Genomic DNA, 16,853 nt, shown 5'->3' with positions numbered 1-16,853 from the left:
CCTGTCGCCGCGCCCGGCGGGCCCGCGGCGCTTTCGGGGACGACGAGTCGATATCCGCCAGAGCCGGGCGGGAACACGTCATGCCACCCGCGCAGGCCCCCGTCATCAGCACATTCCCAGTAAGCTGACCTGGCAACTGAGCCGCCGGCTCGGCCGGTCGATGATCCGCCTCGCCGACAAGTGTTTCGGGGGATGGCGACGATGATCGAGGTGACGCGGTTGGTGGCCGAACTCGGCCGGTCGACGGGGCGCCCGGGTGCCGAGGTGAGTGCCTGGCCCGGGTTGACGATCCACCGGTTCACGCGCCCCGCGCCGCCACGCTGGAACGAGGTCGAGCCGCTGTCCTTCGGGCTGATCGCCGGTGAGATCTCGGGTTACGACGCGGTGAGCTATGCGGTGCTCGGCGGCCGGCGAGAGGTCTTGTCCGGCGTGCTGGATGCCGCTCCGTCCCGCCCGGTCTTCTGCCTGCTGCTGCCGATCGACCCGTACCTGGTCCGGTCCACCCTGTCCAACATGCGCCGCCCGGCGCCGCTGCCCGGACCGGCCAGCGCTGTGTGCGCACCCGATCCGGAGGTGGTGAACAGCGTGGTGCGATTTCTGCGGGCGCTGGCGTCCGTCGACGACCGTCGCGTCCTGGCGCCGCTGCACCTGCAGGAGTTGGTGTACCGGCTGCTGCAGGGCCAGCAGCGGGCCAGGATGGTGAATCTCGCTGTCGCGCAGGCTGTTACGAATCCCATGGGGGCCGTGCTGGACTACATCGCCGACCACCTGACCGAACCGCTGACCGTCGACACGCTGGCCGCGCAGGTGTGCCTGAGTCCGTCGGCCTTTTCCAGGGGGTTCCGGGAATTGACCGGCCGATCGCCGTACCGCTACGTGAAGGAGAAACGGCTGGACCGGGCCAGGCAGTTGCTGGAGGAGGGCCGGTCCGGGGTGGCGGTGGTGTCGCGTGAGGTCGGGTACAGCAGCGTGTCGCATTTCATCAAGGAGTTCCAGGCGCGCTTCGGCGACACCCCCGGTCGTTTCTCCAGCTCTTCCGGCTGGATCAACGCTGCCAGTTGACTCACAGGTAGTCGGTACATTCGGAGCATGGCAAAGGCCCTGGCCCTGGTTCTGCTCCTGGCGGCGCTCACCGGCTGTGCCGGCGGTCCGCCGGCCCTGGACCGGGCGGCGCCGGTGGCACCGGAGGCTCCGGTGGCATCGGCTCCCGAATCGAAGCTCACCGACGCCGGCGGCGGCCCGCCGCTGGCGCCCCCGGACGTGCCGGACACCAAGCGCGACATCGTCAAGACCGCGACCGTGACCATCACCGCCGCCGATCCGCCCGTCACCGCCGACCGGGCCGCCGAGATCGCGACGACGGCGGGCGGCCGGGTGGACAACCGGTCCGAGGACGCGGGTTCGGGTACCGGGCGGGCGCACGTCTCGCTGACCCTGCGGGTGCCCGCCGCGAAACTCGACGCCGCGCTGGCCGACCTCAAGAAGCTGGGCACCGTGGAGAGCGTGCAGATCACCTCCGACGACGTGACCGCGCAGCGGGTGGACCTCGACGCGCGCATCACCGCGTTGCAGACATCGGTGGACCGGCTGCTGGGCATCATGCGCGATGCCAAGGACCCCGAGGCGCTGATCAAGGCCGAGGAAGCGTTGTCGCAGCGGCAGGCCGACCTGGACAGCCTGCGGGCACAGCGGGCGGCGCTGGGCGCCCAGATCGACTACAGCACCGTGAACGTGGAGATCCGCGCCGAGCGGGTCGGCGGTCCCGCTCCCGAGCAGTACCACGGGTTCTTCGGACAGGTTGAGCGTGGCTGGGACCTGCTGATGAGCGCGCTGTGGCAGACGCTGCTGGCGGTCGGGCTGCTGCTGCCGTGGCTGGCGGCGGTGGCCGTGGCCGGCGGCATCGGGTACGCGATCGTGCGGCTGGTCCGCTCCCGGCGTTCCTGAAAATCTCGACAAGAGCCGCTAGAACGTGTTCTATTTTGAGACGTGACGAGCAGGTTGTTCACCCGCGATGAGCTGACAGAGGCATTCGCACGGTTCGAGCGGACGGTCGCCAGGGCCGCCGAGACCCGGGACTGGGACCCATGGGTCGACCAGTACACCCCCGATGTCGAGTACATCGAGCACGCCGCGGGCACCATGCGCGGCCGCGAAGAGGTGCGCCCATGGATCTGGAACACCATGGAGTCCTTTCCCGGCAACCACATGACCGCCTTCCCGGCGCTGTGGACGGTGATCGACGAGGCCACCGGCCGGGTGATCTGCGAACTGGACAACCCGATGCGCGATCCCGGCGACGGCACGATCATCAGCGCCACCAACATCTCCATCGTCACCTACGCCGGTGACGGCCTGTGGCGGCGCCAGGAGGACATCTACAACCCGCTGCGGTTCGTGTCGGCCGCGATGAAGTGGTGCAAGAAGGCCGCGGAGTTGGGCACTCTGCCCGACGAGGCGGCGGCCTGGATGCAGGGGATGGGGCGGACGAAGTGACGACTTCCTTGGTGATCGGCGGGAACGGCTACCTGGGTTCCCATGTGGTGCGCTGCCTGGTCGAGGACGGTGAAGACGTCCGGGTGATGGTGCGCCAGGGCGCCAACACCGTCGGCATCGACGACCTGGAGGTGCAGCGCTTCGTCGGCGACATCTGGGACAACGAGGTGTTGCGCGCGGCCATGACCGGAGTCGACGTCGTCTACTACTGCGTCGTCGACACCCGCGGCTGGTTGCGTGATCCCGCGCCGCTGTTCCGTACCAACGTGGAGGGCACCCGCAATGTCCTGGACATCGCCACCGAACCCGAAATCGCTTCGTGCTTGCAGAAATTCGTGTTCACCAGTAGCTACGCCACGGTGGGCCGGCGTCGTGGCCGGGTCGCCACCGAGGACGACGTGATCTCGGAACGGGGATTGACGCCGTACGTGCGGTCGCGGGTGCAGGCCGAGAAATTGGTGTTGCAATACGCCCGTGAGCGCGGGCTGCCCGCGGTGGCCATGTGCGTGTCCACCACCTACGGCGGAAAGGATTGGGGGCGCACGCCGCACGGTGAGATCATCGCCGGCGCGGCCTTCGGCAAGTTGCCCTTCGTGATGAGCGGAATCGAGTTGGAGGCGGTCGGCGTCAACGATGCCGCCCGCGCCCTGATCAAGGCCGCCGCATTGGGCCGGGTCGGGGAGCGTTACCTGATCTCGGACAAGATGATCAGCAACGCCGAGGTGGCGCGGATCGCCGCGGAGGCGGCCGGTGTGCCCGCACCGGCGAGATCGATTCCGCTGCCGCTGACCTATCTGCTGGCCACCATGGGCACCATCAAGGGCAAGATGAAGGGCACCGACGAGAAGCTGTCGCTGGCCTCGTTGCGCCTCATGCGTGCCGAGGCGCCGGTGGATTGCGCCAAGGCCAGGCGCGAACTCGGTTGGGAGCCATCGCCGGTGGAGAACTCCATCCGTGAGGCGGCCCGGTTCTGGGTGGGCCTGCGGCAAGCGCGACGCAAGACCAAGGCCGGCTGAACACCACGCCGGTGGTGTTCAGCGCGCCCGGCGTGGGGTCCCGGCGGCGTTAGCCTCGGGTGGTGACCGACAACGTGAAGGTTGACCTGAGCGGTGCGCCCCAGACCATGCTCGCCACGTTCTACGCCAAGGCCCTCGACGCGGACCTACCGAATTCGATCCTGCACGATCGGTGGGCCAAGCAGATCGTCGGCCGTATCGACTACGACTGGACCCGCACGACGATGACGGCCGGCCGGTCACCGGCCGTCACCACCCGGTCGGCGCACTTCGACGACTGGACCCGGCAGTTCCTCGCGGTCCACCCCGAGGCAGTCGTGCTGCACCTGGGGTGCGGGCTGGACAGCCGGTTCTTCCGGGTGAACCCGGGGCCGGGCGTGCAGTGGTACGACATCGACTATCCCGAGGTAGCCGGGCTGCGTGAGCGCCTCTACTCAGGTGAAGGGGCGAGCGCAGCGACGGGGGATGGACCAGGTGAGGCGAGCGCAGCGCGGTATCGGGTGATCGCGGCCTCGGTCACCGATCCGGCCTGGCTGGCCGACATTCCCGCCGACCGCCCGGTCCTGATGCTCGGCGAGGGACTGACCATGTACCTCACCGAGGCCGACGGCACGGCGCTGCTCCGACGCATCGTGGCCCGATTCCCTTCCGGGGAACTGCAATTCGACGCCTTCAGCCGATTCGGCATCAAGGCGCAGTGGACCAACTCGGTGGTGCGCAAGTCCGGGGCGACCCTGTACTGGGGCATCAACCGGCCCGACGAGATCGTCGCGGCGGTGCCCGGCGTGCGACTGCTGGCCTGGCAGTCACCGTTCGAGACGGCCAGTTTCCGGCAGGTGTCCCTGCCGTTCCGACTGATGGCCCGGGCGATGTCGGCGGTGCCGGCCGCCAAGTACATGGCGCAGTACCACCGCTACGCGTTCTGAGCCTCCGTTCTTTGCCGCATCTCCGCGCCTTCGGCCTGGCGGCTGCTGATGGTCGGCGAAAGATCCTGCGATAGACGATGATCTGCGTCACACGCGTGCGATGTGCGTGACTCACAGTGTGGTGCCCGCTTTGCCACAGCCAGACGGCAGCAACGCCCTGTTTGATCGGTGCCGACAGGGAGGAGGGCGCGGTGATCTCGTTCGTCATACCGACGCTGAACGAAGAGAAGACGCTGGAGCGCACGCTGCGCAACGTCACGTCGTTCTCGGGCGAGCACGAGGTCATCGTGTCCGACGGCAACAGTGCCGATGCCACCATCGCGATCGGTCATCGGTACGCCGACCGGGTCGTGGTGCACGACTCGCCGGCCCGCCAGACCATCGGGCAGGCCAGAAACATGGGTGCCGCGCTGGCCCGTGGTGATTTCTACGTCTTCCTCGACGCCGACGTGGTGATCCCCGATATCGACGAATTCTTCGGCGCGGCACTGGAGCAGTTCGGCAGGCACCCGGAGCTGGTGGCCATGACCGTCAAATACCGGGTGCTGCCCGAGGCGAGTACCTGGTTCGACACGTGGGTGTTCACGATGCTCGGGCTGCAATTCCGGTTCCAGAACAACATCCTGGGCATCGGCGGGTCCGGCGGGGAGTTCCAGATGATCACCGCGCAGGCCTTCCATGCCGTCGACGGCTTCGACGAATCGTTGGTCGCCGCCGAGGATATGGACCTGTTCCGCCGGCTGTCCCGGATCGGGCGGACCCGCTTCGACGGTCGGTTGGCCGTCTTCCACACCGGCCGGCGGGCGCACGAAGTCGGCTGGCCCAGCCTGCTGTGGCAATGGTTCACCAACTCGTTCACGGTCTTCGTCTTCCGGCGGTCGGCCAGCCGGGAGTGGGAAGTGGTCCGCTGAGTCGGTGCTAGCCGGTGATCCCGGACTCGGCCCTGCTCTTCAGCCGCGCCAGGGTGGCCTTGATGTGCTCGGCGTTGGCCGCATCCCGATCCGAGACCCCGGTGGCCAGCTTGGCCAGCGGCTTGAACCAGCCCGGCCGGCGGTCCCAGGTCCGCTCGGTGACGGTGCAGCCACCGTCGGCGGTGGTCGTGATGTCGTAACGCCAGTGCGCGATCGGCAGACCGGTGGACTTGACGTCGAACGCGAAGGTGCGGCCCGGCTCGGCCGTGGTGACCGTGCACGTGGTGGTCCACTTCTTGGCGCCGTTGCGGTTGTGCCCCTTGAACACCGCCCCCGCGATCGGCGCGTCGCCACTGACCCACTCCATCGTGTGGGTTTCCTCGGCCAGGGTGGCCAGCGTGGGCAGATCGGTGATCAGCGCGTAGACCGCCTCGGGCGAGGCGGCGATGCCGACCTCGGCGCCCGCGGTGGCCGGTCCGGTGGTAACCATGGCGATGATGCTAAACCGGCGGGTGGCGGGAATCACACGCCCGGCGCGCCGCGTTGTTGACCGTATGAGTGAACGTCCCGTGCTCCAGCCCGGTCCGCAGCACCCCATCACCATCACGCCGACCGGGCTGCGCGTCACGGTCCGGGTGAACGGCGCCGTCGTCGCCGATACCGAGAATGCGCTGACCTTGCAGGAGGCGAGCTATCCGGCCGTGCAGTACCTGCCGCTGGCCGATGTCGACGCCGCGGTGCTGACCCGCAGTGACACCGCGACCTACTGCCCCTACAAGGGTGAGGCCAGCTATTACGACGTGGCCGGGGTGCCGGACGCGATCTGGACCTACGAGGACCCGTACCCGGCGGTGGCCGCGATCGCCGGGCGGGTCGCCTTCTACCCGGACAAGGCCGACATCGTCGTGGGCTGACCGGCCGGACCCGTAATCTGGTGCGGTGCCCACCGGCAGTGTGGCCTTCCCCGGACCTGTCAGCCCCTTGCTGACGTTGTCGCCGCTGCGCCGTGGCTACGGGGACCCGTGCTTCCGCGTCGTGGACGGCGTCATCTGGCGTACCAGCCTGATGCGCACCGGTCCGGTGACGGCCCGGATCAGCAGCACCCGCACCGTCGCCGAATGCGAGGCGTGGGGTGCCGGCTCCGACGAGTTCCTGGACGGGTTACCCGCGCTGCTCGGCGCCGACGACGACGCCTCGGGTTTCCACCCCGTCGAGCCGACGATCGCCAAAGCCCATGAGCGTGTGCCGCATCTGCGGCTGGGCCGGACCGGCCGGGTCCTGGAGGCACTGATCCCGGCGGTCATCGAGCAGCGGGTGGCCGGCAAGGATGCGTTCCGCGGCTGGCGCCTGCTGGTGACGAAGTACGGTGCGCCTGCGCCGGGGCCGGCCCCGGCGGGGATGCGGGTGCCGCCCGCGGCCGAGGTGTGGCGGCGCATCCCGTCCTGGGAGTTCCACCGCGCCAACATCGATCCGGGCCGGGCGCGCACCATCGTCGGGTGCGCGCAGCGGGCCGACGCCCTGGAAAGGTGCCGCACCGCGGCGGGCTTGCGGTCGATGCCCGGGGTGGGCGAGTGGACCGCGGCCGAGACGATGCAGCGGGCGTTCGGCGACGCCGACGCCATCTCGGTGGGGGACTACCACCTGTCCAACATGGTGGGGATGACGTTGTTGGGGTACCGCATCGACGACGCCGCCATGGTCGAACTGCTGGAACCGCTGCGCCCGCACCGTCAACGCGCGGTGCGGTTGCTCGAGGTCAGTGGCCTGGCGCGCAACCCGAGATTCGGTGCGCGCCAGGCCATTCCGGACCTGAAAGCCCTGTAGTCAGCGGGCCTGCTCCAGGGCGTCGTCGCGGTCCGGCCGGTCGGCGAGCTGTTCGGCGACACCGAACAGGAACGGATAGGCCACGCCGGCGATCGCGGCCCCGACCAGTGGCGCCACCCAGAACGCCCACAACTGGGCCGGTGCGCCGTCGCCGTTGAAGAACGCCACCGCGGTGGATCGTGCCGGGTTCACCGAGGTGTTCGAGATGGGGATGGAGATCAGGTGGATCAGGGTCAGTGTGAGGCCGATGGAAAGGCCGGCAAAGCCTTTCGGCGCCCGGTCGTCGGTGGACCCGAGAATCACCAGCAGGAACACCGCCGTCAACACGATCTCGGTGACCAACACGGCCACCAGGGAGAACCCGCCGGGCGAGTGTGCGCCGTAGCCGTTGGCCGCCATGTTGCCCGTCGCGCTCCAGCCGTCCTGGCCGCTGGCCACGAAGTAGATGACACCGCCGGCCACCAGGCCGCCGAGCACCTGCGCGATCCAATACAGCGGCAGCGCCGCCCATTCCACCCGGCGGGCCAGGGCCGCACCGAGCGTCACCGCCGGGTTGAAGTGCCCACCTGAGATGGTGCCGAAGGCGTACACGCCGGTGAGCACGGTGAGGCCGAATGCCAGTGCGACGCCGAGGAATCCGATACCCAACGAGGTGCCATCGCCGGCGATGAACTTGGCGGCGAACACCGCACTTCCGCAACCGCCGAGGACCAGCCAGAACGTTCCGATGAATTCTGCGGCCAGCCTGTGTTGCATGGTCGGTCTTGACATGACGAGCTCCTTTGCTGGATATGCCGTACCGCGAGAGTCGCACAGCAGATGGCCGGCGCAGGACCCAGCAAAGGACATTGTGTCCGAATATTGGCTGATTGGAGATGGTTTCTAGACTCGGGTGTTGCTCTCGCGATCGAAGCGCTGCGCCTTGTAGATCGACACGCGGGCCTGGCTCATCAGAAGATACGCGACGCCGACCGAGTCGGTCATCTCGGCGACCATGATCGCGGATGCCAGCCCGGATCCGGCGGCGGCGTCAGAGATACGCGGTGAGCCTGCCCACCAGCGCCGGCCGGCCGTCGGCGTCGAACGCTTGGGCATTGGCGACGCCGCTGCTGCGTCCGCTGTGCAGCGCCGTTGCGGTGTAGTGCGCGCGGCCACCGGACATGAGCCGGCGCAGATAGTTCACCCGCAGCGACGCGGTGTGCAACGGCTGGTCGGCCCGGTCGGTGTTGAGCGCGGCGGCGGCCACCAGTTCCAGCCCGGCCGCGGCCACGCCGCCGTGCACCGCGCCCATGCTGTTGTTCACCGCCGGATCGGCGTGCTGGACCAGCAGCGGGCCCGGGCCACCGGCCTCGGCCACCTCCACGGCCATCAATTCGTCCAGGGCGGTGGGGACCGGTACCGGTGAAGCGGGGCCGGGTGAGTCGGAGCCGGGTGAGTCGGGGCCGGGGCCGTCCGGCAGTGCCGGTGCGGCCACGGCGATGTAGAACGTCCGGACGGTCCCCACCCCGATGCCGATGCCGCGGTGGCTGAGGTCGCAGGCCGACAGCGAGGTGGCGGCCGCGGCGCCCACGGCCCGGCTCTCGGCCAGCACCGGAGTGGTCGGATCGGCGGCCAGGACGGCGTGCGCGTCCGGGGTGAACTCCATGGTCAGCTCGCTGGACACCGTCCAGTGCCCGTCCGGGCGGCGCAGGTGATTGGCGAAGCCGGCGATGTGGTCGACCAGCACGGCCAGGGGTGCCAGGGTCGGGGTGCCGGTGAACGGGTTGCACAATCCGGCCACCGGCATGGTGGCGGCGCAGTGCTGTGGGGTGGCCGCGAGGTTGACGATGCCGAACCGGCCCGGGGCGGTGTGCGGCGGGAAGGGGCCCGTGAGCGGGTGGGCCGCTGAAGTACCAGACATTGCCGTCAGCTTGGCACGGCGGGCGGGCCGGCGCGCGCGGCGGGCAGTGGTGCTGCGGCCGATGTGCCTGGTGTGGCAGATGGGGTCGGTGATCGGCACGGGTGTGCCGGTGCCTAAGAATCTGAACAGGCTTTGAGCAAATCTCATCGTCGATATCGTTCCAGCTCACGGCGCAAAGTGACTTTTGTCAGCAAAGCGCAGTGCGGTGGGATGGCCAAGGGGTCCACCGCTGCCACCATCCCCGCGCGGGGTGAAAGCGCAAGGGCCACAAGGGCTTACGAGCCGGCACCGGCGGCGGCGCATTCCCGGGCAAGAGGCCGCCCACCAGCTTAGTTAGGTGTGACTAAGTTGGCATGTCAGGCGGTGCTTGTCATATCGTTTTTCCCAACTCAAGGCGAGCGGGACTGGCCGTCGTTCAATGCTGCACGAAAGGCACCGCGATCGCCTGGCCGGAACGCCGGCGGATGCCGCTGGTCACAGCAGGCAGCAACACACCCGGCTGCACGCAAGCTGGGTAAGAGAGTAAAGGGTCAGGTGGTATCCGGATGGGACCAGTGCCCGGGAGTTTTCAGGGCTCCTCACGTCCGCGGGGTATGTACAACCCCGCCTACGAGCACGATTCATGCGGTGTGGCCATGGTCGCCGACATGCATGGCAGGCGTAGCCGCGACATCGTCGACAAGGCCATCACGGCCCTGCTGAACCTGGAACACCGTGGTGCCGCCGGAGCGGAGCCCAACACCGGCGACGGCGCGGGCATCCTGCTGCAGGTGCCCGACGCGTTCTTGCGCGCCGTGGTGGACTTCGAGCTGCCCGAGGAAGGCAGCTACGTCACCGGCATCGCGTTCCTGCCCCAGTCCGCCCGGGACGCCAAGCTGGCCTGCGAGGCCGTCGAGAAGATCGTGGAGGCCGAGGGCCTGACGACGCTCGGCTGGCGCGACGTCCCCACCGACGATTCCTCGCTGGGTGCGCTGGCCCGCGACGCCATGCCCACGCTGCGTCAGGTGTTCATCGGCGGGGCCTCGGGGATGGACCTGGAGCGCCGCGCCTACGTGATCCGCAAGCGCTCCGAGCACGAGCTGGGCACCAAGGGTCCGGGGCAGGACGGCCCGGGCCGTGAAACCGTCTACTTCCCAAGCCTTTCCGGGCAGACCCTGGTGTACAAGGGCATGCTCACGACTCCGCAGCTGCGGGCGTTCTACCTGGATCTGCAGGACGACCGGCTGACCAGCGCGCTGGGCATCGTGCACTCGCGGTTCTCCACGAACACGTTCCCGTCCTGGCCGCTGGCCCACCCGTTCCGCCGGGTGGCGCACAACGGTGAGATCAACACCGTCACCGGCAACGAGAACTGGATGCGGGCACGCGAAGCCCTGATCCACACCGACGTGTTCGGGTACCACAACGACCTGAACAAGATCTTCCCGGTCTGTACCCCCGGGGCCTCGGACACCGCGCGGTTCGACGAGGTCCTGGAGCTGCTGCACCTGGGCGGGCGCAGCATCGCGCACGCGGTGCTGATGATGATCCCCGAGGCGTGGGAGCGCAACGAGGACATGGACCCGGCCCGCCGGGCGTTCTACCGCTACCACGGTTCGCTGATGGAGCCCTGGGACGGCCCGGCCTCGGTGTGCTTCACCGACGGCACCGTCGTCGGCGCGGTGCTGGACCGCAACGGTCTGCGGCCGTCGCGGATCTGGGTCACCAAGGACGGCTTGGTCGTGATGGCGTCGGAGGCCGGCGTGCTCGACCTCGACCCGTCGACGGTGGTGCAGCGGCTGCGCCTGCAGCCCGGCCGGATGTTCCTGGTGGACACCGCGCAGGGCCGCATCGTCTCCGACGAGGAGATCAAGGCCGAGCTGGCCGCCGAGCATCCGTACCAGGAGTGGCTGGACGCCGGACAGTTCCACCTCGACGACCTGCCGCCCGGTGACTACGTCAAGATGCCGCACCACCGGGTGGTGCTGCGCCAGCAGGCCTTCGGCTACACCTACGAGGAACTCAACCTGCTGGTGGCGCCGATGGCGCGGACCGGCGCCGAGGCGCTGGGTTCGATGGGCACCGACACGCCCATCGCCGTGCTCTCGCAGCGTCCCCGCATGCTCTACGACTACTTCCAGCAGCTGTTCGCGCAGGTCACCAACCCGCCGCTGGACGCCATCCGCGAAGAGGTGGTCACCAGCCTGCAGGGCGTCATCGGCCCTGAGGGCGACCTGCTGAACCCGGACGAGAACTCGTGCCGCCAGATCGTGCTGCCGCAGCCGATCCTGCGCAACGCCGAACTGTCCAAGCTGATCCACGTCGACCCCGACCATGAGATCCGCGGCCGCAAGCACGGCATGCGGGCCGCGGTGGTGAGTTGCCTGTACCCGGTCGCCGACGGCGGTCCCGGCCTGCGCCGCGCCCTGGAAGAGGTCCGGGCGAAGGTGTCGCAGGCCATCCGCAACGGTGCGCGCATCATCGTGCTCTCCGACCGGGAGTCCAACGAGTGGCTGGCGCCCATCCCGTCGCTGCTGTCGGTGGCCGCGGTGCACCACCATCTGGTCCGGGAACGCACCCGCACCCAGGTGGGTCTGGTGGTCGAGTCCGGTGATGCCCGCGAGGTGCACCACATGGCCATGCTGTGTGGGTTCGGCGCGGCCGCGATCAACCCGTACATGGCTTTCGAGTCGATCGAGGACATGGTCGACCGCGGCATCATCACCGGACTGACCAGTGATCAGGCCAAGGCGAACTACGTCAAGGCGGCCGGCAAGGGCGTGCTCAAGGTGATGTCCAAGATGGGCATCTCCACCCTGGCCTCCTACACCGGCGCCCAGTTGTTCCAGGCGGTCGGCATCAGCCAGCGCGTGCTGGACGAGTACTTCACCGGATTGCATTGCCCCACAGGCGGTATCGATCTGGACGATATCGCCGCCGATGTGGCCACCCGGCACTCGCTGGCCTACCTGGACCGGCCGGACGAGTGGGCGCACCGCGAACTCGAGGTCGGTGGCGAATACCAGTGGCGCCGCGAGGGCGAGTACCACCTGTTCAATCCGGACACGGTGTTCAAGCTCCAGCATTCCACCCGCACCGGGCAGTACTCGGTGTTCAAGGAGTACACCAAGCTGGTCGACGACCAGAGCGAGCGGATGGCTTCGCTGCGCGGCCTGCTGAAGTTCAAAGAGGGTGTCCGCGAACCCGTTCCGCTGGACGAGGTGGAGCCGGCGAGCGAGATCGTCAAACGCTTCTCCACCGGCGCGATGAGCTACGGCTCGATCTCGGCCGAGGCGCACGAGACGCTGGCCATCGCGATGAACCGGCTTGGCGGCCGGTCCAACTCGGGTGAGGGCGGCGAGAGTGTCGACCGTTTCGAGCGGGATGCCAACGGTGACTGGCGCCGCAGTGCCATCAAGCAGGTGGCCTCGGCCCGATTCGGCGTCACCAGCCACTACCTGACCAACTGCACCGACATCCAGATCAAGATGGCCCAGGGCGCCAAACCCGGTGAGGGCGGCCAGCTTCCGGGGCACAAGGTGTATCCGTGGGTGGCCGAGGTGCGGCACTCGACGCCGGGCGTCGGGCTGATCTCGCCGCCGCCGCACCATGACATCTACTCGATCGAGGATCTGGCGCAGCTGATCCACGACCTGAAGAACGCCAACCCGTCCGCGCGGATCCACGTGAAACTGGTGTCCGAGAACGGGGTGGGGACGGTCGCGGCCGGCGTGTCCAAGGCACACGCGGACGTGGTGCTCATCTCGGGTCACGACGGCGGTACGGGTGCGACGCCACTGACCTCGCAGAAGCACGCCGGCGCCCCGTGGGAGCTGGGTCTGGCCGAGACGCAGCAGACGCTGCTGCTCAACGGCCTGCGCGACCGCATCGTGGTGCAGGTGGACGGCCAGCTCAAGACCGGCCGCGACGTGGTGGTCGCCGCGCTGCTGGGCGCCGAGGAGTTCGGTTTCGCCACCGCGCCGCTGGTGGTCTCGGGCTGCATCATGATGCGGGTCTGCCACCTCGACACCTGCCCGGTGGGGGTGGCCACCCAGAACCCGGTGCTGCGGCAGCGGTTCAACGGCAAGCCGGAATTCGTGGAGAACTTCTTCCTGTTCATCGCCGAGGAAGTTCGCGAGCTCATGGCCAAGCTCGGCTTCCGCACCGTCAACGAGATGGTCGGCCAGGTGGGCGCACTGGACACCCGGCGTGCCGCCGAGCACTGGAAGGCGCACAAGCTCGACCTGGCCCCGGTGCTGCACGAGCCCGAGTCGGCGTTCATGAACCAGGACCTGTACTGCACGTCCACCCAGGATCACGCGCTGGACAAGGCACTGGATCAGCAGCTGATCGCCCAGTGCCGGGAGGCCATCGACAACGGCACCGCGGTGAGCTTCACCACCAAGATCGCGAACGTGAACCGGACGGTCGGCACCATGCTCGGCCACGAGGTGACGAAGGTCTATGGCGGCGAAGGCCTCCCGGACGGCACCATCGACATCACGTTCGACGGCTCGGCGGGCAACAGCTTCGGCGCGTTCGTTCCGCGGGGTATCACGCTGCGGGTGCGCGGCGACGCCAACGACTATGTGGGCAAGGGTCTTTCGGGTGGCCGCATCGTGGTGCGCCCGTCGGCCAGCGCCCCGTCGGACTATGTCGCCGAGGACAACATCATCGGCGGCAACGTGATCCTGTTCGGCGCCACCAGCGGTCAGGCCTTCCTGCGCGGGGTGGTGGGCGAGCGGTTCGCCGTCCGCAACTCCGGTGCACACGCCGTCGTCGAGGGCGTCGGTGACCACGGTTGCGAGTACATGACCGGTGGCAAGGTGGTCATCCTGGGCAGCACCGGGCGCAACTTCGCCGCCGGCATGTCCGGTGGCGTGGCGTACGTGTACGACCCGGACAAGGCTTTGCCGGACAACGTGAATCAGGAGATGGTGGATCTTGACGTGCTGGACGACGCCGACCTCGAATGGTTGCACGGCATGATCACCGCGCATGTTGACGCCACCGATTCGGCTGTGGGACACCGGATCCTGGCGGACTGGCCGGCGCATCAGTCGAAGTTCGTGAAGGTGATGCCACGCGATTTCAAGCGCGTGCTGACGGCGATCGCGGAGGCCGAATCGGCCGGCGCCGACGTCGACGAGGCGATCATGGCGGCGGCTCGTGGCTGATCCGAACGGTTTCCTCAAGCACACCCAGCGGGAGACGCCCGCCCGTCGTCCGGTGGACCTGCGCCTGCAGGACTGGAAAGAGGTCTACCAGGACTTCTCCAAGGACACCCTGCAGGTTCAGGCCTCGCGGTGTATGGACTGCGGTATCCCGTTCTGCCACAACGGTTGCCCGCTGGGCAACCTGATCCCCGAGTGGAACGACCTGGTGTTCCGCGGTCGTTGGCGCGACGGTATCGAGCGGCTGCACGCGACCAACAACTTCCCGGAGTTCACCGGTCGGCTGTGCCCCGCCCCGTGCGAGGCATCGTGCGTGCTGGGCATCAACCAGGATCCGGTGACCATCAAGCAGGTCGAGGTCGAGATCATCGACAACGCCTGGGAGCAGGGCTGGGTCAAGCCGCTGCCGCCGGACGTGCTGACCGGCAAGAAGGTTGCCGTGGTCGGCTCCGGGCCTGCCGGCCTGGCCGCCGCCCAGCAGCTGACCCGGGCCGGGCACGAGGTGACGGTGTTCGAGCGCGCCGACCGCATCGGCGGCCTGCTGCGCTACGGCATCCCCGAGTTCAAGATGGAGAAGCGCCACATCGACCGCCGCCTGGAGCAGATGGCGGCCGAGGGCACCCAGTTCCGCACCGGGGTGAACGTCGGTGTCGACCTCACCGTCGAGCAGCTGCAGGAGGATTTCGACGCGGTGGTGCTGGCCGGCGGGGCGACCGCCTGGCGCGACCTGCCGATTCCGGGCCGCGAGCTGGACGGCATCCACCAGGCCATGGAGTACCTGCCGTGGGCCAACCGGCTGCAGCAGGGCGACGACGTGGCGGGGCCCGACGGGCAGCCGCCGATCACCGCCAAGGGCAAGAAGGTCGTCATCATCGGTGGCGGCGACACCGGGGCGGACTGCCTGGGCACCGCACACCGCCAGGGCGCGGCTAGCGTGCACCAGTTCGAGATCATGCCGCGCCCGCCGGAGACCCGGGCCGACTCGACGCCGTGGCCGACCTATCCGCTGATGTTCCGGGTGTCCTCGGCGCACGAAGAGGGCGGCGAGCGGGTGTTCTCGGTGAACACCGAGCAGTTCGTCGGGACCGACGGCAAGGTGTCCTCGCTCAAGGTGCACGAAGTCGAGATGAAGGCCGGCAAGTTCGAGAAGGTGCCCGGCTCCGATTTCGACCTGGACGCCGACATCGTGTTCCTCGCGATGGGCTTCGTGGGTCCCGAGCGCGAGGGCCTGCTGACCGAGCTGGGTGTGGAGTTCACCGAGCGCGGCAACGTGGCGCGTGACGACGACTTCCAGACGACGGTGCCCGGCGTGTTCGTGGCCGGTGACATGGGCCGCGGGCAGTCGCTGATCGTGTGGGCGATCGCCGAAGGCCGGGCCGCGGCGGCCGCGGTGGACCGTTTCCTGATGGGGGAGTCGGCGCTGCCGGCTCCGATCAAGCCCACCGCCGCACCGCAGCGATGAGCGCTCGCGCGAAGAGCATCCAACCCAAGCGGTAATCCAATCGTCGCGAGATTGTTGTTGTTGCGGTCTGCACCCGCAGAACACCGCAGCAACGACAATTTCGCGGCACGGGGCGGTCTCGGAACGATCGCGCGACGCCACTTCAGCAACTCCTGTCACAGGAAAAACATCCGATTTATTGTCGGCGCGCCTCGCTGTGTTTGCTCTGTGAGCGGTATCTAATGAGTGGGCAGGGGTCGTGCGGTAAAGTGACCCCACGGTGCAGCTATACGCCCGACCGCAGGAGTTCCTACCGTGTACATCAACCCGTATTCACGGTCTCGTTTGAGTCGAATCGCCTGGTCATGGCTCCGCCATCCTGTCAAGAGCCGCGAGTTTCCAGCTAAGCACGAGCGCCTGATCACCCAAGCCGAGTTACTGCGCTACGGCGTCTGACCGGCTGGTGAAGCGGCCCGTCACTGACGGGTGCGTTATTTTGCCAGTTGTTATCCAACCGTTATCAGCGTGCCAGGTCGACGTGGCAGGTCGTCGGTCATCGGAAATCGCGATGGCGCCATGGACTTTTCCGATTGGACAACCCCGGCTGGGTTGGGCAGCGTTGAGCGCGTCATCGACGGCGGGTCAGCGCAGACCGGCTCGACGGGTCGTCCAAGGGAGACACTGCGTGCCGCCATCCGAATTCTCGGCCGATAACTTCACGCTCGTCACACCCAGGACGTTCGATCAGCTCGAGATCGGTGAGATCTTTCGCGCACCGAGCAGGACCGTCACCGACGCGCACGCCTCGGCCTTTCAAGCCGTCTCGGCCGACAACCATCCCGTGCACTACGACGTCGAGTGGGCGCGGGCGCACGGTCATGCCGCCCCGGTGGTGCACGGTTTGCAGGTGCTGGCGTGCACCGCGCCCGGCGCCACCCTCTTCCCGCACATCATCGGTGAGGTGTTCGTCAGCTTCGAGAGCGTGTCCTGCCGCTTCCTGGGTGAGGTGCACGCCGGTGACACGCTCTACCCGCAGTTGGAGATCATCGCGTTGTCCGATGCCGGCGAACTGGGCCGTGTGACCACCGCCGCGACCGTGCACAACCAGCGCGCGGAACTGGTGCTCGACGGTCAGCACACCTACCTGCTGCGGCGCTGACCCCCCGCCATTCCCCGACCGAGGAGCGCA

At 68.2% G+C, this 16,853-nt stretch carries 14 protein-coding genes; 11 read left to right on the top strand and 3 right to left on the bottom strand.

Going from position 1 to position 16,853, the window contains the following annotated elements; all coding sequences use genetic code 11:
- The first annotated feature begins 201 nt into the window (after positions 1-201).
- From BN977_RS13335 to BN977_RS13310, 6 genes are all read left to right on the top strand, one after another.
- Positions 202-1,062 (top strand): AraC family transcriptional regulator, encoded by an 861-nt coding sequence (locus BN977_RS13335; RefSeq protein WP_165576316.1) that lies wholly within the window; start codon positions 202-204, stop codon positions 1,060-1,062.
- Positions 1,063-1,089: 27 nt separating this feature from the next.
- Positions 1,090-1,944 (top strand): DUF4349 domain-containing protein, encoded by an 855-nt coding sequence (locus BN977_RS13330; protein WP_036397867.1) that lies wholly within the window; start codon positions 1,090-1,092, stop codon positions 1,942-1,944.
- A gap of 42 nt (positions 1,945-1,986) precedes the next feature.
- A complete protein-coding gene (locus BN977_RS13325) occupies positions 1,987-2,493 on the top strand; it encodes a nuclear transport factor 2 family protein (RefSeq protein WP_036397866.1) in 507 nt (168 codons plus the stop codon).
- Complete coding sequence (locus BN977_RS13320) at positions 2,490-3,509, top strand: NAD-dependent epimerase/dehydratase family protein (protein ID WP_036397865.1); 1,020 nt, start codon at positions 2,490-2,492, stop codon at positions 3,507-3,509. The genes BN977_RS13325 and BN977_RS13320 overlap by 4 nt, the downstream gene beginning before the upstream one ends.
- Before the next feature lie 107 nt (positions 3,510-3,616).
- Entirely contained in the window at positions 3,617-4,435 is an 819-nt protein-coding gene (locus BN977_RS13315) for a class I SAM-dependent methyltransferase (protein WP_109790209.1), read from the top strand.
- A 191-nt stretch (positions 4,436-4,626) separates the two neighbouring features.
- A complete protein-coding gene (locus BN977_RS13310; RefSeq protein ID WP_024455112.1) occupies positions 4,627-5,346 on the top strand; it encodes a glycosyltransferase in 720 nt (239 codons plus the stop codon).
- 7 nt (positions 5,347-5,353) lie between these two features.
- Here BN977_RS13310 and BN977_RS13305 read toward each other — a convergent pair whose 3' ends face one another.
- Complete coding sequence (locus tag BN977_RS13305; protein ID WP_024455113.1) at positions 5,354-5,836, bottom strand: SRPBCC family protein; 483 nt, start codon at positions 5,834-5,836, stop codon at positions 5,354-5,356.
- 64 nt (positions 5,837-5,900) lie between these two features.
- Between BN977_RS13305 and BN977_RS13300 the strand changes: the two genes are divergently transcribed.
- Complete coding sequence (locus BN977_RS13300; protein ID WP_024455114.1) at positions 5,901-6,260, top strand: DUF427 domain-containing protein; 360 nt, start codon at positions 5,901-5,903, stop codon at positions 6,258-6,260.
- A gap of 25 nt (positions 6,261-6,285) precedes the next feature.
- The gene (locus BN977_RS13295; protein WP_024455115.1) at positions 6,286-7,170 is read left to right on the top strand and encodes a DNA-3-methyladenine glycosylase family protein; all 885 of its coding nucleotides are present in this window, start codon (positions 6,286-6,288) and stop codon (positions 7,168-7,170) included.
- On the opposite strand, the gene aqpZ is transcribed toward BN977_RS13295, so the two are convergent.
- On the bottom strand, positions 7,171-7,941 hold the full coding sequence (gene aqpZ / locus BN977_RS13290) for an aquaporin Z (protein ID WP_036397864.1): 771 nt from the start codon (positions 7,939-7,941) through the stop codon (positions 7,171-7,173). It abuts the gene before it with no gap.
- 259 nt (positions 7,942-8,200) lie between these two features.
- Positions 8,201-9,070, bottom strand: coding sequence for a PaaI family thioesterase (locus tag BN977_RS13285; RefSeq protein WP_051561538.1), 870 nt, complete (start codon positions 9,068-9,070; stop codon positions 8,201-8,203).
- 545 nt (positions 9,071-9,615) lie between these two features.
- On the opposite strand from BN977_RS13285, the gene gltB reads away from it, so the two are divergent.
- From gltB to BN977_RS13270, 3 genes are all read left to right on the top strand, one after another.
- Positions 9,616-14,226, top strand: a complete 4,611-nt coding sequence (gene gltB / locus BN977_RS13280; RefSeq protein WP_036397863.1) for a glutamate synthase large subunit — start codon at positions 9,616-9,618, stop codon at positions 14,224-14,226.
- The gene (locus BN977_RS13275; protein ID WP_024455119.1) at positions 14,219-15,685 is read left to right on the top strand and encodes a glutamate synthase subunit beta; all 1,467 of its coding nucleotides are present in this window, start codon (positions 14,219-14,221) and stop codon (positions 15,683-15,685) included. The genes gltB and BN977_RS13275 overlap by 8 nt, the downstream gene beginning before the upstream one ends.
- A gap of 664 nt (positions 15,686-16,349) precedes the next feature.
- Positions 16,350-16,823, top strand: coding sequence for a MaoC family dehydratase (locus BN977_RS13270; RefSeq protein WP_036397862.1), 474 nt, complete (start codon positions 16,350-16,352; stop codon positions 16,821-16,823).
- The last annotated feature ends 30 nt before the right edge of the window (positions 16,824-16,853 follow it).

Source organism: Mycolicibacterium cosmeticum (assembly GCF_000613185.1).
Taxonomy (GTDB): Bacteria; Actinomycetota; Actinomycetes; order Mycobacteriales; family Mycobacteriaceae; genus Mycobacterium; species Mycobacterium cosmeticum.
Note: the sequence above shows the minus strand (reverse complement) of the source record. Positions and strands in the feature narration are given on the sequence as shown.

Excerpts from the sequence above, each read along its gene's own strand:
- BN977_RS13335 (WP_165576316.1), top strand. The coding sequence starts at position 202 with ATGATCGAGGTGACGCGGTTGGTGGCCGAACTCGGCCGGTCGACGGGG.
- BN977_RS13330 (WP_036397867.1), top strand. The coding sequence starts at position 1,090 with ATGGCAAAGGCCCTGGCCCTGGTTCTGCTCCTGGCGGCGCTCACCGGC.
- BN977_RS13315 (WP_109790209.1), top strand. The coding sequence starts at position 3,617 with ATGCTCGCCACGTTCTACGCCAAGGCCCTCGACGCGGACCTACCGAAT.
- BN977_RS13305 (WP_024455113.1), bottom strand. The coding sequence starts at position 5,836 with ATGGTTACCACCGGACCGGCCACCGCGGGCGCCGAGGTCGGCATCGCC.
- BN977_RS13300 (WP_024455114.1), top strand. The coding sequence starts at position 5,901 with ATGAGTGAACGTCCCGTGCTCCAGCCCGGTCCGCAGCACCCCATCACC.
- aqpZ (WP_036397864.1), bottom strand. The coding sequence starts at position 7,941 with ATGTCAAGACCGACCATGCAACACAGGCTGGCCGCAGAATTCATCGGA.
- BN977_RS13285 (WP_051561538.1), bottom strand. The coding sequence starts at position 9,070 with ATGTCTGGTACTTCAGCGGCCCACCCGCTCACGGGCCCCTTCCCGCCG.
- gltB (WP_036397863.1), top strand. The coding sequence starts at position 9,616 with ATGGGACCAGTGCCCGGGAGTTTTCAGGGCTCCTCACGTCCGCGGGGT.